This is a genomic window from Bacillus sp. FSL M8-0063, from assembly GCF_038005545.1.
Classification (GTDB): domain Bacteria; phylum Bacillota; class Bacilli; order Bacillales; family Bacillaceae_G; genus Bacillus_A; species Bacillus_A wiedmannii.
In genome coordinates this window covers 680,003-697,094 of sequence record NZ_JBBOTJ010000002.1, presented here as the reverse complement: position 1 = coordinate 697,094, position 17,092 = coordinate 680,003, and the positions used below count along the sequence as shown (strand labels likewise).

The following is a 17,092-nucleotide window of genomic DNA, read 5'->3' as shown; positions in this document are numbered from 1 at the left end:
CTTCCAGTCTGCTTTTCTCTATATAAAATTTAAGATTGCGGTACAGTCATATCACCAGAATGAATACGACCTGCTTTTTTAAGAGCAATGTAAAGTATATAAGAAACAGCTACTGGAATGATGATATAAGTGATTACCATCGCTGGGACAACTTCCCATCCTTCGCTAGAAATTAAATTAATTGGTGCGATAAGAGAACTTAATCCAAGACCTGCAATTTCTTTTCCTGCTTCCAGTTGGAAAATTAATGCAGATACTGGACCAACTATAGCACTGGCGACGACAGTTGGGACGAGAATCATTGGATTTTTAGTGATATTTGGCAACTGTACTTTCGGAGTACAAAGCGCTTGAGCTAATATACCGCCTAAATTATTTTCTTTCGCTGAGATTACAGAGAATCCGATAAACTGAGCAACGCAGCCTGCAAGAGCAGCACCACCTGCAACACCGTCTAAGCTAAGTGCGATCGCTAACGCAGCTGATGAAGCTGGAGAGATAAGTAATAGTCCCCAAACGACTGCAATAACAATAGAAGCGATGAACGGGCTACCAGCTGAACTATCTTTAATGAATGCTCCAACTGTATTTAACACAGGAGTAATATTATGAGATAACCATATACCGACTAAACCAGAACCTAATATTGCTGCAAATGGAACGAGCATCATATCTAACGCAGTTTTTCCGCTTAAACGTTTACCAATATATACAGCTAAAGTTGCTGTTAATAATGCACCGATTGGTTCACCTGTTTTAATGATTAGACCCGCTTCAGTAATGGAAATGGATCCGGCACCAATCGCTCCAGCTACCATAGCCGAGAAAATTACAAGACCATTTGCACCGAGCATAAAGGCAATTCCGGCACCAATGGCTGGTGCCATAAGTGATTTTGCAACAACCCCGATTGTAATAAGCATTGGAATATCAACAATTCTTCCTATATTTTCGATTAGTAAACCAATTCCAAGGGATACGAAAATACCTTGTGCGATTCCAGCTGATGCTTTAAATACACGAGACATTATATATTCCTTCATTTGTTTCACCTTCTCCTATAAGTTAGTAACCAATTGTTTTCATATAATCACGTAAAATATCGTTTGATTTTGCGAATCGAGATTCTTCATCCTCTGTTAAATTTAGTTCTACAATTTCTTTCATACCATCTCTAGTAATAATAGCTGGCACTCCTGTACAAATATCATATTCACCATACTCACCATCTAAAATGGCTGATACAGCAATTACACGGTGATCATCATTAAAGATTGAGCTCGCAATATACGCTAGAGAATTTCCGATTCCGTAATAAGTAGTACCTTTTCGTTTATAAATTTCCCATCCAGCTTTTGCAGTCTTCTCAACAATTTCATCTAAATCTATTTCACCAAATTGGTCTTTTTTCTCTTCTAAAATTTGTAGAATCGGCTTTCCACCAACCGCTACGTGAGACCAAGCAACCATTTGAGAATCACCATGTTCTCCTAGAGAATACCCATGAATACTACGAGGATCTACATGTAACATTTCAGATAAAATTGTTCTTAAGCGAGAAGAATCTAATGATGTACCAGTACCGATCACACGATTTCTAGGTAATCCAGATAATTTCCACACTTGATATGTAATAATATCAACTGGGTTCGATGCAAGTAAGAAAATACCATCAAATCCACTTTCCATTACGCCTCCAACAATACTTTCCATAATCTTCGCACTCGCTCCTAAAGTATCTAAGCGACTTTGTCCAGGTTTTGGTGCTGGTCCTGCTGTAATAATAACGATGTCCATATCTTTGCAGTCTTCATAGCTTCCTGCATATACTTTTGTTCTTGTATTTGTAAAATTAATGCAGTGTGATAAATCCATCGCTTCCCCAACTGCACGTTCATGATTTATATCAATTAATAATAGTTCTTCGCAAATGCCTTGATTTACAATGGAATATGCACAACTTGATCCAACTAATCCAGTACCGATAATTGCAATTTTTCTTGTATTTCTTTTCATAGCAATCTCTCCTAATTGATCATATAATCTATTTCTTTTGTTCTTTACACTCCTCATTATATAGATTCCCACGATATAAACCATGGATACTTTGTGAATCATTGAGCAAACTTTTTGTCTTTTTTGTGAATTGTTATATTACATTTTCGTCATATTTGTTACAACTGGAAAAATATTTATTATATATTTATTGACATATATAAAGTGAAACCTTAATCACCCTTCACCAATTGTACTTTTACGGGACAAAACAAAAAAACGAGCGACTTCATTCGCCCGTTTTTTCATCCCATTATTCTGCACTTAATTGGCCTTTTAATTGCTGTACAATCATTGGGTTAGCAGGTGCAGCTGGCTTATAATAACTCTTTTGCTTTGCGTACTCATACATATTACGTTGACGCATCTCATCTTGATTACGAATTTGGATTAACGTTTGATGTAACTGTTCATTATCAGACTGAGAAATATAATTTGCATAACTTGTTAAACTTGCATTTAATCCTGCTAAATAATCGTTTACCATATCTTTTTCATTCATCTGTCGTTTCCTCCTATCCTAGGAAAGTCATTAATTGCTGTTTCGTATTTCGTGCATCTTGCGCATCCTTTTGTAACATTTGTTTCAGTTGTGGATCTGTACAAGCCTGTGCATACTGGTCTAACTTATTAATAATTGTTGCATGTCCACCAATTAAATGGCGTAAGTTTTCTACTTCAAGCTCTGTTAAATTTTGCATAGAATACTCCTACCTTTCTTTATTCGTTCACTGTTAGTATTTAGCTCTTTTTTGATTGTATACATGAATTAACTTTTTCACGTGCATACAAAATAAAAGATGAATAGCTAAGCCATTCATCTTTTATACTGGTTATGTATTTATTTTTATAGAGACACAATCATACTTATACTCACAAGTAAGTTCCATACAATGTGTAAAACAATACTAGGTATAATAGATTGCGTCTTTTTGTATAACATTGCAAATACCATTCCCATAATCGTTGCCGTAATCAGAAGACCTCCATGAAGAATTCCAAAAATGAAGGAAGAAATAATGATACCAACTAAAAAATTATATTTCTTTTCTAAAAATCGATATAAAATACCTCGAAATAGAATTTCTTCTTTAATCGGTGTAATTATAGCAACACTTAACACATATATAATACTTTGTATGCTATTTTGAATCCCTAAGCTCCCTAATTGTTCCTTCTGTTCTTCTGCACTTTCAAAACTAAACACATGTAACATTAAATATTGTGATAACGCAATGACTATAAAACCAATTAATAGATATAAATATGTCTTCCCATTCTTCAAAACGGATACATCCCAAATAGATTTAATAAAATGAAGAACTGGTTTATAAGCTAGTAAAACGATAGCAACAACAGCTGCATCTATTAAAAGGAAATAGTACCCCTCTAAATTATCACGCAACGCTTCCTCACCATAAATCCCCAAAGCCAAACCAAGGAATAATCCTCCCAGAAGTAAGAATCCTAAAATGGTTGCTATCATTACAAATAGATTTTTATATGTTATATTCTCTATTTTTCTTTCCGCACTATACGCTTCTAACCCTGTTTTACTCATAATATTCCTCCATTTGTTTTCATTTCCCTCAACAAAAATCCTTTAATGTAAATATAAAGATAATATAGCGAATCTTTCAAAAGAATAATATGCAATTTTACATATTATGAAAACTTTGTATTCTATAGTTTTAGGAATCAGATTGCTATACAATAATTATTATATGAAGTTTCAAAAAACTTTCTATCCACCATACCCCTCGCATCATATAAAACTTATTAGTTAAAGGAGCAATGACTATGAAAACCCATGAATTCCTTACAGAAATTCAGAAAGGCTCTGAACCTAGTCCCTATCAAGATCCTATCGCATTCAGTTTCGTTTGCTTTTTCTTAGCGATATATACATTTTTCAAACCTGCAAAATAATATCATTTAATAAGAAAGAGCCTCTAAACCATTAGAGACTCTTTTCCATCTAATATCTTCTTTTCAAAACTACAATAGTTAAAGCATACGAACAAAGTACTCCAGCTAATAAAAATGCATTTGCTAACTTATACTCTTCGCCTGTCAATGAATATAGATTCCCGATTAAAAAGATAACTAAATATAGAAATAAAAATACAAATAATGAAATTTTAGCTGCATTCCCTGTAATATGCTCGCCTCTTTCATCTTCCCCTTCATTCTTCTGAAAACGTGTTGAATATAAAACACCTATTATTCCTGCTACTGAGATTATGATCCCTATTACAACACTCATTCCGTTTCCCCCTCTATCTTATATTGAAAAACTTCATGAAACTCCTTACCGAAAATATGTGCAATTTCAAAAGCTAAAATTAAAGATGGATTGTAACGATTCGCTTCAATTGAGGCGATCGTTTGTCTACTTACCCCAGCTTTGTTCGCTAAATCTGTTTGTGACCAGCGCTTTTCTGCTCTAAGTACAACGAGATTATTTTGTAAATTTCCACTCTGTTTCATAACCCCTCCTCTTTTTACATTATTTTCTATATTTTAGTTGTAATTTATTTTTAACATCATGTAAACTATTTTTAACACCAAATGAAACTTTTATCCATCTACCGTTCTTTTGAAATCATATATACTAAAAAACCTTAGAATCGCTTCTAAGGTTTCGGGTTGTCTCGCTTCCTATTCAACCTCTCATTACATGTAATCCTTTAATAAATGTTTCCAATAATACATGTAAACTTGTATCTAAATCTAGCGGCAAACCAAATCCACCCTGCTGTTCAATCGACGCAAATCCATGGCAAATACTTCTGAATCCACGTGTCGCATGAAGTGCATTCTCTCCTTCTAAGCCGTACTGCTGTAAAACCTGAAGACAAAGCTTTACAATTCCGTCACCTGCTTTTCTTACTTCTTCATCTCGTAAAAAGGTTGCTTCATACAGTCCAGGGTGTTTGCGGACGAATGCTACATACGCTTCTCCTAAAGCATGAATTGCTTCATCCATACGTTTACCCTCAGCCGATTCTTCCAGTCTGTTATGCAGCTGTTTTATTCCGTACATACCGAGATTTTTCCGTACATCTTGTAAACCTTTCACATGATTATATAGCGAGGGTGAACGTACCCCTAATGTTTGCGCTAATGAGGCTAACGTTACTTCTTGTATTCCATTTATATCTGCAATTTCTGCTGCTGTTTCTACAATTTTTTGCAATGTAAGTCCGATTCTCGGTGACATAAATTAACCTTCTTTCCTACTTTCTATATTCCGCTTAGCTTCCTTAATAGCAAGTTTTATGACAGTGCCTGGATCCTTTATCATTTTCCCATGTCCTGCCGCAAGCAAGGAAGGCTCATATTCGCTTAACTTCTCTGCACTTTGTAGTGATATTTCTTTGCTCCACGTTGCCATCGCAGGAAACGGAAACCAAAATTTCATTTGTCCCGAAACAGCCATACCTCCTCTTGTTTGGAAGGCATCCCCGACAATAAGAGCTTTATTTCTTACATCAAGGAACGACATGGATCCTGGCGTATGTCCCGGTGTCATAATCGCAAGAAGCGATCCAACTCGGTCGCCATCTTCCAATAAAACATCAGGTACCGTTTTTATCTTTTTAGGTACACCGCCTTTTATCGGCATATTCGGTTCATCCTTTTGTAACTTCGTATCTCCTTCTAAAAGCTTTGCGTCCCGCTTAGAAATATAGACTGGAACATTAGGAAGCACTTCCTTTAATGCGTCTAATGCACCAATATGATCATCATGCGCATGTGTTAATACAATCTTAGTAATTGGCTTCCCTATTTTCTCAGCCACCTGTAAAATTCCTTTCGCGCTATATGGCAAAGCCGCATCAATTAAAGTTAAACCATCTTCTTCCTCGACAAAGTAACAATTCACAGGAAACACTCTTGGCAAAAATGACAATTGGTATACCGTTTTTTCATGTATCACTCTCATATTTCCAGCTCCCTTTCTGAATAAAACTAATGCTATTAGTTTTATTATACTAATGGTATTAGTTTTATGACACTAAAATTTTCATTTTTGCAAAAAAAAAAAAAAAGAACAGTAGCCGTTTATACGACTACTGTTCTTTACACCTATTAAACTGTGTAACGCTCATCTTCTAAAATTTTCGCAGCAATTTCACGCTTCTTCGGAATTACGTTAAGTGGTGTGTGGCGAGTTAATTTACGTAATGATGATAACATCATGCGCAGCATGTCGCCGTTTTCAACTGCGATAAGTGTTTCTTTCGCATCTGCTTCGATTTCGTTGAATGCTTCTTGACAGAATACTTCAGTGTATAACACTTTTTGTTTATTCTTTTCAAGACCAGTTGTTTTAATTGCTTTTTCTGTACGAAGAACAGCTGACTCCATTGCGTAAAGGTTGCTTACGATATCAGCGATATTCACAAGAATTTCTTGCTCTTTATCTAATGCTTTACCGTATTTTTGAGCAGCTAATCCAGCTACCATTAAGCCGATTTTCTTCGCGTTAGTTACTAAATATTTTTGAAGTGCTAATGGCTCATCGCCTACTTCTTCTGGCATCATCATCATTAACTCTTCTTGTAATTTTTGTGCTTTTTGAAGAAGTGGTAATTCACCTTTCATCGCTTTACGTAAGAACGTACCTGGTACGATTAGGCGGTTAATTTCGTTCGTTCCTTCGAAAATACGGTTAATACGAGAATCGCGGTACATTCTTTCAATCTCGTACTCTGCCATAAATCCGTAACCACCGTGAATTTGAACACCTTCATCTACTGTATAATCTAGTACTTCAGAACCGAATACTTTATTTAAAGAGCACTCGATTGCATATTCAGCGATAGAAGCTGCTACTGCTTTACCGTCCTTTACTTCCTCTTCAGATAATGTGCTCATGCGGCTTTCGAATAAACCTACTGTACGGTATACAGAGCTTTCAGCTGCATATGTTTTCGCTGCCATGTTCGCAAGTTTCTCTTGAATTAATGGGAAGCGAGCGATTGGTTGTTTGAACTGTTGACGTTGGTTTGCATATTGTGCTGAAATTTCTACTGCACGTTTCGCAGATCCAACTGTACCAACACCTAATTTATAACGGCCGATATTTAAAATGTTGAACGCGATAATATGACCTTTACCGATTTCACCAAGTAAGTTTTCTTTCGGTACTAATGCATCTTCTAAAATTAACGTACGAGTTGAAGAACATTTAATACCCATTTTCTTTTCTTCTGGGCTTGTAGATACGCCAGCATATTCTTTCTCTACGATAAATGCAGAGAAGTGCTCTCCATCAATTTTTGCGTATACGATAAATACGTCAGCGAATGCAGAGTTTGTAATCCATTGTTTTTCACCATTTAATACGTAATGTGTACCTTCTGCATTTAAACGTGCAGTTGTTTTCGCACCTAATGCATCAGACCCTGAACCTGGCTCTGTTAATGCGTATGCCGCTAATTTTTCACCAGTTGCAAGTAATGGTAAATACTTTTTCTTTTGCTCTTCGTTACCAAATAAAACGATTGGTAAAGATCCGATACCTACGTGAGCACCGTGAGTAATTGCAAAACCACCAGCGCGAGAGAATTTCTCTGCGATTAACGCTGAGCTTACTTTATCAAGGCCAATTCCGCCGTACTCTTCTGGTACGTCAGCGCCTAATAAACCAAGTTCCCCAGCTTCTTTTAAAAGGCGAACAGAACGATCAAACTCGTGTTGCTCTAAATATTCAAGCTCTGGAAGAACTTCATTTACGATAAAGTCCTCTGTCGTTTTTGCAATCATTTTATGCTCAGATGAAAAATCCTCTGGCGTAAACACTTGATCAATCGTAATCTCATCAACTAAAAAGCTACCGCCTTTAACCGCATTTCCTACTGTTTTTTCCATGAAAATTTCCTCCTTCATATTTTCATAAGCCGCTCCTTTCTTTTTGAAAGAAGCTGGCTCTCAATTTTATTTTTTATAAACCTTTGTTGCTTCCATTCTTTGCATGGGCGTCTCGTTCTGAACGAGCCACTTCCACTTTTTATAATCTAGTTCCAGCGGCTAGAATGTTCGGTGGCTTCGCTTCTTCCTCACATTCTGAACGAGCCGCTTCCACTTTTTATAGTAATTCAAACACTCCCGCTGCTCCCATTCCGCCACCGATACACATTGTTACGATACCGAATTGTTGGTTGCGGCGTTTCATTTCGTGAATAAGAGATAGTGTTAGTTTTGCTCCTGTACAGCCAAGTGGATGTCCAAGTGCGATTGCACCGCCGTTTACGTTTACTTTTTCTTCATCTAAACCAAGCTCACGAATAACTTGGATCGATTGAGAAGCGAATGCTTCATTTAGTTCGAATAAGCCAATATCAGATAGCTCTAAACCAGCTAATTTTAACGCTTTTGGAATTGCAGCAATTGGGCCGATTCCCATTACTTCTGGTGGTACGCCAGCTACTGCAAATGAACGGAATTTCGCAAGTGGTTTCATGCCATCACTCACTGCTTTTTCACGATCCATTAATAGTACAGATGCTGCACCGTCACTCATTTGTGAAGAGTTACCAGCTGTTACAGAACCGCGAACGTTAAATGCTGGACGTAATTTACCTAAAATGTCTAGCGACGTTTCTGCTCTTACACCTTCGTCTTGTGCGAAAATGATTGTTTCTTCTTGCAGTTTATTGTTTGATCCAACAGTACGTAACGTTACATCTACAGATACTGTTTCATCAGCAAAGTTCCCTGCAGCTAATGCATTCGCAGCACGTTGATGACTTCTTACTGCAAATGCATCTTGTTCTTCACGAGAAATTCCATATTTCACAGCAACTTGCTCTGCTGTATGTCCCATACCCATATAATATTCTGGAGCTGCTTCAACAAGGCGACTATTTGGACGAACAACGTGTCCCATCATCGGAACTAAACTCATTGATTCCGCTCCGCCTGATAATACTGCTTCCGAGTGACCAAGCATAATACGCTCCGCTCCGTAAGCAATACTTTGTAACCCTGAAGAACAGTAACGGTTAATTGTAATAGCTGGAACATCGTAAGAAAGTCCTGCTAGTCCGCCGATATTACGAGCCATATTTAAACCTTGCTCTGCTTCTGGCATTGCACAACCGAAAATTAAATCGTCGATTGGTCCTTCATAATTCGCACGCTTTAACGTTTCCTTTACTACTAACGCCCCTAGATCGTCAGGACGAACTGTTTTTAATGAACCCCTCTTTGCTTTTCCAATTGGTGTTCTTGCTCCCGCAACAATGACAGCTTCTCTCATGAACGATATCTCCCCTCGTTATTAGTTACGTAATGGCTTTCCTTTTACAAGCATGTGCTGCATTCTTGCTTGTGATTTCATCTCACTTACTAAGCTAATAAATGCTTCACGTTCTACATCTAATAAATACTGCTCATCAACTTCTGTTCCGTACGGCACTTTTCCGCCCGCAATGACATATGCAAGTTTCTTCGCAATGTGAAGATCATGTTCAGAAATGTAACCTGATAAATGCATTGCTTCTGCACCAAGTACAAGTGTTGCATATCCTGTTTCACCAACAACTGGTATCTTTTTGCGAATCGGCGCTTTATAACCTGCTTCATATAAAGAAAGTGCTTTTTGTTTCGCATCATATAGTAAGTGATCACCATTCACACTAATACCGTCTTTATCGCCTAAGAAGTTGTTCGATACAGCTTCTTGTGCTGATGTAGAAACTTTCGCCATCGCTACAGATTCGAATACTTTATTCGCAACTTTTTGCAGATCAAACTCTACACCGTTTGGCATTTTATTTAAGTGTTTAATGTATAGCTCTTTATTACCGCCTCCGCCAGGGATTAAGCCAACACCAACTTCTACTAAGCCCATATACGTTTCGCTAGAAGCTTGAATGCTAGCTGCTGGTAAACAAACTTCTGTACCTCCGCCAAGCGTCATACCGTATGGTGCTGCTACAACCGGCTTAGAAGAGTATTTAATTTTCGTCATTGCATCTTGGAAGTTTTTCACAACCCACTCAATTTCAAAGTAGTTGTCATCTTGTGCTTCCATTAAGATCATTGCTAGGTTCGCACCAACGCAGAAGTTCTTCGATTGGTTACCGATAACAAGACCTTTATAATTCTTTTCTACTTCATCAACAGCGTAGTTAATCATTTGCGTAATATCCATACCAATTGCATTACTCTTCGAATGGAATTCTAAGCAAAGGATGCCGTCACCTAAATCAATTAAGCTCGCTCCGCTATTTTTCTTTAATACGCCATTTTTCGCTTTTAATTGTTTAAGAGAAATTGCCTTTTTATTACGTTCGATTAGCTTATATTCGCCATTATCGTAATAGTAGCTATCTCCGTTATCATGTTTGTAGAAAGTAGTGAAACCTTTCTCTACCATTTCTTTCACCCAAGTCGGAACAACTGCACCGTTTTCTTCCATCTTTTGAACGGACTTTTCAACGCCAATTGCATCCCAAACTTCAAATGGTCCTTGCTCCCAGCCGAAGCCCCACTTCATCGCTTGGTCAATTGCAACGATATCGTCAGCAATTTCTTTATGAAGTTTTGCAGAGTATAAAAGAGTCGGTGTAATGATGTTCCATAACAACTCTCCTGCACGGTCTTTCGCGTATACAAGCGCTTTCAATTTATTCGATAAACCTTTTTCTTGTTTACTTAACTCGATAGATGCAGCTTTTAATTTTTTGCGAGCTTCGTACTCCATCGTTTCAGGGTTCAATTCTAAAATTTCTTTTCCTTGTTTTAAGAAGAAGCCTTGACCTGTTTTGCTTCCAAGCCATTTTTTATCAAGCATGTCATGCATGAAAGCTGGTACTTTAAATACATCACGCTCTTCTTCTTGTACGTTTTCATATACGTTATTTGCAACGTGTACGAATGTATCTAAACCGACAACATCTAATGTACGGAATGTTGCACTCTTCGGACGACCAATAAGTGGGCCTGTTACAGAATCAACTTCCCCAATGCTATAGCCGCGTTTTATCATCTCTTGAAGAGTTACTAATAAACCGTACGTACCGATGCGGTTTCCAATAAAGTTTGGTGTGTCTTTTGCGATAACAACGCCTTTTCCAAGAACGTCTTCGCCAAATAGTTTCATGAAGCTTAATACTTGTGGATCTGTTTCTTTCGTCGGTATTACCTCTAGAAGTTTTAAATATCGTGGTGGGTTAAAAAAGTGTGTGCCTAAGAAGTGCTTCTGGAAGTCGTCTGAACGACCTTCTGCCATTTTTTCTACTGAAATGCCTGACGTATTCGAGCTTACAATAGAACCCGTTTTACGAACAGCATCTACTTTTTCAAATAGTTTCTTTTTAATATCTAAGTTTTCAACTACTACTTCAATAATCCAATCAACATCAGCTAGACGCTCAAGATCATCTTCTAAGTTACCTGCTTCGATCAGTGCTAGATTTCCTTTCACTGTCAGAGGAGCTGGTTTTTGCTTTAGTAGTTTTTGCACAGCCGTATTACTAAAACGATTTCTCACACTTTTATGTTCTAATGTAAGTCCCTTCGCTTCCTCTTCTTTTGTTAGCGCAGGTGGTACAATATCAAGCAATAATGTCGGAATACCAATATTAGCTAAGTGTGCCGCAATCCCTGAACCCATTACGCCTGAACCTAGAACAGCAGCCTTTTTAATTTGGAACATCCAATTCTCCCCCTATTCTTGAATGAATGCTCATTCAATTTTTCGACATAAGTCGCAATCAATGAGTGAGCCTCTACTAATAAATATATGATACAGTTTGAATTTTCGCAATATATTTATTGATAAAATTTTCTGAAATAAATATTTTTCTTTTATTTGTCCATGCTATATATATGTATTTTCTTCACTCAAATACACTTTTCCTTTTTATAATCTGACGAAAATGGAGGAATATATATGGCAAAACTTAAGAAGAACCCTTCAAAGGCTGGAATTAGCGCAGCAAGCGTAACGGGAAATGCAGGTCCGCATAATCACGGTGTGGAAAAGGGCCGTCAAGGTAATAACCAACAATATAAGAAGCATAATATGGGCGAAAAATAACGGTATATTTTTGGGCAGAAAACGTGGCATAATGGGTAATGGCTGCTTTTTCTGCCCAATTTATTTGTACATATGGAAAACAAAAGAGGGAACGATGATGAAACGAACAATAGTTATGATTGTAATGATTGCTACACTATTTACAGGGATGATTTTCTTCTCTTATGCACAAAGGCAACAAGCTGTAAGAGCGGATCAACCTAACATTACTGGGCAATACGGCATTACAATCGATGCAGACACAGGTGAAATTTTGTATGGAAAACGGGAAGACGAACGCTCTTATCCCGCTAGTATAGGGAAAATGATGACTACCTTACTCTTACTAGAGAATGTAAAAGAAGATGAAGAAATTACGGTTACAGAGAACGCAATTAAAACGGAAAGTCAAAGTAAGAAGATTAAACTTCGTGCTGGGGAAAAGTTAAAGCGTGATGAGGCATTAAAACTTATGCTTATCATTAGTGCAGACCCAATCGCTGAATCTATCGCAGAACATATCGCAGGATCAAAAAATGAATTTGTAAAAATGATGAATGCAAGAGCGAAGGAACTTGGTACAAAGCATGCGACTTTCAAAAATGCAAGTGGTGCTGATGCACTCGGAAATAAAGTATCACCATATGATATTGCTATGATTACGAAAGAAGCATTAAAGTACCCAGTTGTTTTAGAATATATGAATTCAACACGTACAACTCTACATACTTCAGAACGCTCTCCAAACATCGCAAACTATGGACGAGAAGAACTATATGACGATCCATATGCAATTGGAAGTAAAAGCGGTCTATCAGCACTCGGAAAATATACGGTCGTAACAGTGGATGAAAAAGACGGTAAACGCGTCATTAATGTTGTATTATCTTCTACTCGCACACAACTATATCCTGATACGAAAAAAATGGCACATTACGCATTTCAGCAATTAAAATAACCAAGGAGTATTTTCTCCTTGGTTATTTTTTAACCATACCTTTTAATACGAACGCAACGTTTGCTGGACGCTCTGCTAGACGACGCATGAAGTAGCCATACCAGTCGTTTCCATAAGGTACGTAAACACGCATTTTGTAACCTTCTTTTACTAGCTCAAGTTGACGCTCATTACGAATACCATATAACATCTGGAATTCAAATTGGTCTCTTGGAATGTTGTGTTCTTCGGCAAGTTTTTTCGTATATTCAATAATCGCTTCGTCATGTGAAGCAATTGCAGTATAATTTCCATTTAATAAGTGCATTTTAATAATTTTTTTATAGTTATCATCTACATCTTTCTTATCCGGGAACGCTACCTCTTCAGGCTCTTTATAAGCTCCTTTTACAAGACGTAAATTAGGACTATAAGCATTTAATTCTTCCATATCTTTTTCTGTACGATATAGGTAAGCTTGAATAACTGTACCAATATTATCGTATTCAGATTTTAATTGTTTAAAGATCTCAATTGTTTTCCCGCAGCGCGTATAGTCTTCCATATCAATTGTAATAAACACACCATTTTCTTTTCCAGCTTCTAAAATACGGCGCATATTGTTCATTACGATTTCATCAGAGATATCTAATCCCATAGAAGTCATCTTTAAAGAAAGCTGCGAATTAAGACCTTCTCTTCCAATTGCACGAATCGCTTCAATCGATTCGCTAGCCATTTCATTTGCTTCCGCTTCGTTATCAACGAATTCACCTAAATAATCGATTGTTACACAAAGACCTTGCTTATTTAATGCTTTAATTGCAGCTGTCGCTAATTCAATCGTCTCCCCTGCGACGAAGCGACCTGCACCAAAGCGCAAACCATACTTTTTAGCCAGTTTTGTTAGCGCTTTATTTTTTGACAAGAAAAGAAACGAATTTCGCATTAATTGTTCCATGTAATTCACCCCTATGACTGTGATTTATCTGTTTTTTACCCCTCTTCAAAATTATATCACTGTTTAAAATTATTGGATACAAATAATTATTTAGATAATTTATAAAATACTATAAAAACATTTAAAACCCTATATTTCCGCTTATAAATATGCAGGGAATATTTTTCGACATTTAGAAAAAACGAATTTACTAGGCACAAAATAAGCATGTCGAAAATATTCGACATGCTTATAAAACCCTTTATATTCCATGTAAATTATATAAGGATATTAATACTGAAAACTTGAGATTATATTTACCTCAAGTTTTTTATTGCTCATTTCTCTTCTCTTCATTCAGCTTTTTAATATCTGTAATTAACTGTACCATCTCTTCTTTTGCATCGGGATATGTCTCATTCCAGTGCTTCACTAAAGCTGGCATCGTCTTTGCAATATAAGAATACAGGGCCCACTTCTGTACCTGTTCTTTTCTCTCTTCATTGCTCTCTCCCAGTAATAACTCCGTGTATTTCTCTAGTAATCCGTCAAATTGCTCGTTAAACTTTTCACTCATTTTATTTACCTCCTATATGAAAAAAGCAGCGAAAATCGCTGCTTTTTCTTATAATTTTGATCGAACAGAGTTTAATTTCTTCTCCATTGTGCTTACTTTATCACGACGATCATCGATACGAATTGTTGTTGCAACGCGCTGTGCACCTTTCGTATATGGAACTTCATGCATTTGTTGAATTACTTCTAGAATGACAGGAAGATCTCCTTCAATTACTGTATTCATTGGTGTTAATTGATACTTCACGCGATCTGCATTTTTCTCTAGCACCTTTTGTACTTCTGCTACATATTCACTAACACTTGGATTACCCGTTCCTACTGGAATAATCGATACGTCAACAATTGCCATAGTAGTCTTCCTCCTATAATTGCTTCTTATATATCCATTGTCTATTTTACCGAAATACTCATCATTTTACTAATTTGTTATTCCTCTATTTTAAACTGCTCAACCAATCTTTCTAAGTCTCTCATATGCTCCGTCAAACTTTCCATCGTATGAGCTACCTTTTCTAGATGACTCACTTGAGATTCAGTTGCAGCATTTACTTCTTCCGAAACAGCTGCGCTTTCTTGACTCGTACTAGCAATTGTATGCATTACCGTTGTAATTTCTCCTTGCTCATAACCGATGTTATGTACCTCTTCTACAATTTGTTCGACTGAAGTACTAATCGTATTTACAACTGACATAATTGTGCGGAATTCCGTTTCTGCCTCTGTCGTAACTTTATTTTGTATATCTGCAATATCTTTTAATTTACTTACAACTTCTACAACCCGTCTTACCTCTACTTGTACATCGCCAATCATCGTTGCGATTTCTCCTGTCGCCTCTTTAGATTGTTCCGCTAACTTTCGAACTTCTTCGGCCACAACAGCAAAGCCTTTACCTTGTTCCCCTGCACGTGCCGCCTCAATTGAAGCATTTAAAGCAAGTAAATTCGTTTGATCCGAAATACCTTTTATAAGCTCTACAACATTTTGAATCGATCCAACTCTTTGCTCTAACTTTCCGGATGCTTCCTCTGTATGAACAACAATCGATGATGATTGGCCCCTCGTACGAACTAAATTACGCATCGTATTTAATCCTTGCTTAGATGCCTCTTCAGCTTTGCCAGCCACACCTTTTATTTCACCAACGGAGTGATTCATTTGTTCCACTGACTGCGCCATATTCTCGAGCTGTTCTGAAACTTCATCTACACTATTAGCAAGAGTGGACGCTCCTCCGCTCACATCATCCATTGCACCTGATACTTCTCTACTAGCTGCTACAGTTTCATTCGCTAAATAATGTAGATTATTCGTTGATTGTTGCACTGTTGATACACTATTTTTAATTTTACTTACCATTTCATTCATTTGCTCAACCATATGATTAAAGTGGTTCGTCAGTTCTCCAACTTCATCCTTACTTGTCACTTTCATTTGCAACGTTAAATCACCTTCTGCTACTTTTTGAACGTGATTCGTTAATAGTTGCAATGGTCTTGCTAATCTTCTTGAGAACAAGTATGAAGCTGCGATTCCAACTAATAAGCTAATACAAGCCATTATAATGACTGTATTTCTCGTACTATTTAATAGCCCATCAATCGTTTCTTTCGGATAAAAAATTCCTATTTTCCATTTCATCAAATCAAATGACTGGCTATAAACAACTACATCTTCACCTTTTAATGTAGTGACAGCATATTTTGTTACCTCTTTATTTAAACTCTTCACAAGTGGCTCTTTCGAAACATCTTTCCCTATTTTCTCTGGGTAAACAAGAGCCATACTTTTATCATTTATAATAAACATTTCTCCGCCATTATTGTATTGAATATTATGAAGTAATTTCTGAATTGTTCCAAGTGATACATCCATCGCAACAACACCTAATACAGATCCATCTTGAGCTGTAATTGCTTTAGAAACTCCCACGCTTAGCTTACCTGTTGCAATTTCATACATAGGTTGTCCCCAGTGAACCTTTTTCACATCAGCTTCTGAGTCTTTATACCATGATCTTGTCGTTGGATCATATCCTTCTGGCACTTGTCCACCTTCAGCAAGATTGGCACTTAATGTTTTTTTATCTTTCGTACCAATATATAAGTCTAAAATGCCAGGATGATTCTTTTTGTACTCCGAAAACTCTTTCGTCAAAAAGGCTTCTTCTTCTGGAGTAACACCGTCTTGAAGTATATTACGAACCATCTCACTGTTCGCATAATATCCCATATCTTCATCCGTTCTTTGAACAAATGTCGTAAGTTGCTCTGTCACAAGATCCATCGTATTTTGAGAATACTGGTCTAAGGAGCGCACTTCCTTCTCTTTCTGTAATTGATACATTGCTGTACCTAATATTACAAACATCATAGAAATAAGCACCGAAAATACTACCGCAATTTTTAAACGTAAACTTCTTAACATCTTCCCCCAAGCATCCCCTTCTCGTTGTATTGTAATCATATTAATCACTATATTAAGTATAATGGATAAAATTAAAAAATTGAAATTAATTCTCATCTCAATTTGAGTAGACAACCTA

Annotated in this window: 18 protein-coding genes; 2 read left to right on the top strand and 16 right to left on the bottom strand. The window is 36.9% G+C overall.

What is annotated here, in order from left to right:
• Positions 1 to 29: 29 nt before the first annotated feature.
• The 12 genes from MKX31_RS26020 to MKX31_RS25965 all read right to left on the bottom strand — a co-directional run bounded on the left by MKX31_RS26020 (position 30) and on the right by MKX31_RS25965 (position 11,728).
• Positions 30 to 1,043: a PTS transporter subunit IIC gene (locus MKX31_RS26020; RefSeq protein ID WP_064476274.1), complete on the bottom strand. Its 1,014-nt coding sequence runs from the start codon at positions 1,041 to 1,043 to the stop codon at positions 30 to 32.
• A gap of 22 nt (positions 1,044 to 1,065) precedes the next feature.
• Positions 1,066 to 2,016, bottom strand: a complete 951-nt coding sequence (locus MKX31_RS26015) for an L-lactate dehydrogenase (protein WP_064476273.1) — start codon at positions 2,014 to 2,016, stop codon at positions 1,066 to 1,068.
• 292 nt (positions 2,017 to 2,308) lie between these two features.
• On the bottom strand, positions 2,309 to 2,557 hold the full coding sequence (locus MKX31_RS26010) for a spore coat protein (protein WP_001002991.1): 249 nt from the start codon (positions 2,555 to 2,557) through the stop codon (positions 2,309 to 2,311).
• Between the two features lie 13 nt (positions 2,558 to 2,570).
• Entirely contained in the window at positions 2,571 to 2,756 is a 186-nt protein-coding gene (locus tag MKX31_RS26005; RefSeq protein WP_001180550.1) for a hypothetical protein, read from the bottom strand.
• 146 nt (positions 2,757 to 2,902) lie between these two features.
• Positions 2,903 to 3,616 (bottom strand): CPBP family intramembrane glutamic endopeptidase, encoded by a 714-nt coding sequence (locus MKX31_RS26000; protein ID WP_103655021.1) that lies wholly within the window; start codon positions 3,614 to 3,616, stop codon positions 2,903 to 2,905.
• 417 nt (positions 3,617 to 4,033) lie between these two features.
• A complete protein-coding gene (locus MKX31_RS25995) occupies positions 4,034 to 4,321 on the bottom strand; it encodes a DUF2178 domain-containing protein (RefSeq protein ID WP_064476271.1) in 288 nt (95 codons plus the stop codon).
• Positions 4,318 to 4,545 (bottom strand): helix-turn-helix transcriptional regulator, encoded by a 228-nt coding sequence (locus MKX31_RS25990; RefSeq protein ID WP_064476270.1) that lies wholly within the window; start codon positions 4,543 to 4,545, stop codon positions 4,318 to 4,320. The genes MKX31_RS25995 and MKX31_RS25990 overlap by 4 nt, the downstream gene beginning before the upstream one ends.
• Positions 4,546 to 4,720: 175 nt before the next feature.
• Positions 4,721 to 5,278 (bottom strand): TetR/AcrR family transcriptional regulator, encoded by a 558-nt coding sequence (locus MKX31_RS25985; RefSeq protein ID WP_064476269.1) that lies wholly within the window; start codon positions 5,276 to 5,278, stop codon positions 4,721 to 4,723.
• 3 nt (positions 5,279 to 5,281) lie between these two features.
• Positions 5,282 to 6,004 carry an MBL fold metallo-hydrolase gene (locus tag MKX31_RS25980; protein WP_064476268.1) on the bottom strand — a complete coding sequence of 241 codons (723 nt, stop codon included), beginning with the start codon at positions 6,002 to 6,004 and terminating at the stop codon, positions 5,282 to 5,284.
• A 146-nt stretch (positions 6,005 to 6,150) separates the two neighbouring features.
• Complete coding sequence (locus MKX31_RS25975; RefSeq protein WP_000416287.1) at positions 6,151 to 7,935, bottom strand: acyl-CoA dehydrogenase family protein; 1,785 nt, start codon at positions 7,933 to 7,935, stop codon at positions 6,151 to 6,153.
• A 217-nt stretch (positions 7,936 to 8,152) separates the two neighbouring features.
• Positions 8,153 to 9,325: an acetyl-CoA C-acetyltransferase gene (locus MKX31_RS25970; protein WP_064476267.1), complete on the bottom strand. Its 1,173-nt coding sequence runs from the start codon at positions 9,323 to 9,325 to the stop codon at positions 8,153 to 8,155.
• Positions 9,326 to 9,346: 21 nt separating this feature from the next.
• Positions 9,347 to 11,728 (bottom strand): 3-hydroxyacyl-CoA dehydrogenase/enoyl-CoA hydratase family protein, encoded by a 2,382-nt coding sequence (locus MKX31_RS25965; RefSeq protein ID WP_064476266.1) that lies wholly within the window; start codon positions 11,726 to 11,728, stop codon positions 9,347 to 9,349.
• 237 nt (positions 11,729 to 11,965) lie between these two features.
• On the opposite strand from MKX31_RS25965, the gene MKX31_RS25960 reads away from it, so the two are divergent.
• Together MKX31_RS25960 and MKX31_RS25955 are read left to right on the top strand one after the other, a co-directional pair.
• Positions 11,966 to 12,112, top strand: a complete 147-nt coding sequence (locus MKX31_RS25960; protein WP_001096344.1) for a YuzL family protein — start codon at positions 11,966 to 11,968, stop codon at positions 12,110 to 12,112.
• 97 nt (positions 12,113 to 12,209) lie between these two features.
• Positions 12,210 to 13,049 (top strand): D-alanyl-D-alanine carboxypeptidase family protein, encoded by an 840-nt coding sequence (locus MKX31_RS25955; RefSeq protein WP_064476265.1) that lies wholly within the window; start codon positions 12,210 to 12,212, stop codon positions 13,047 to 13,049.
• Positions 13,050 to 13,071: 22 nt separating this feature from the next.
• Here the strand turns inward: MKX31_RS25955 and MKX31_RS25950 are convergent, their stop codons facing one another.
• The 4 genes from MKX31_RS25950 to MKX31_RS25935 all read right to left on the bottom strand — a co-directional run bounded on the left by MKX31_RS25950 (position 13,072) and on the right by MKX31_RS25935 (position 16,974).
• A complete protein-coding gene (locus tag MKX31_RS25950; RefSeq protein ID WP_000436767.1) occupies positions 13,072 to 13,989 on the bottom strand; it encodes a proline dehydrogenase family protein in 918 nt (305 codons plus the stop codon).
• A gap of 310 nt (positions 13,990 to 14,299) precedes the next feature.
• Complete coding sequence (locus tag MKX31_RS25945; RefSeq protein ID WP_001290592.1) at positions 14,300 to 14,545, bottom strand: YusU family protein; 246 nt, start codon at positions 14,543 to 14,545, stop codon at positions 14,300 to 14,302.
• A gap of 48 nt (positions 14,546 to 14,593) precedes the next feature.
• The gene (locus MKX31_RS25940; protein WP_001018862.1) at positions 14,594 to 14,896 is read right to left on the bottom strand and encodes an MTH1187 family thiamine-binding protein; all 303 of its coding nucleotides are present in this window, start codon (positions 14,894 to 14,896) and stop codon (positions 14,594 to 14,596) included.
• Positions 14,897 to 14,973: 77 nt separating this feature from the next.
• On the bottom strand, positions 14,974 to 16,974 hold the full coding sequence (locus MKX31_RS25935; protein ID WP_103655026.1) for a methyl-accepting chemotaxis protein: 2,001 nt from the start codon (positions 16,972 to 16,974) through the stop codon (positions 14,974 to 14,976).
• Between the last annotated feature and the right edge of the window lie 118 nt (positions 16,975 to 17,092).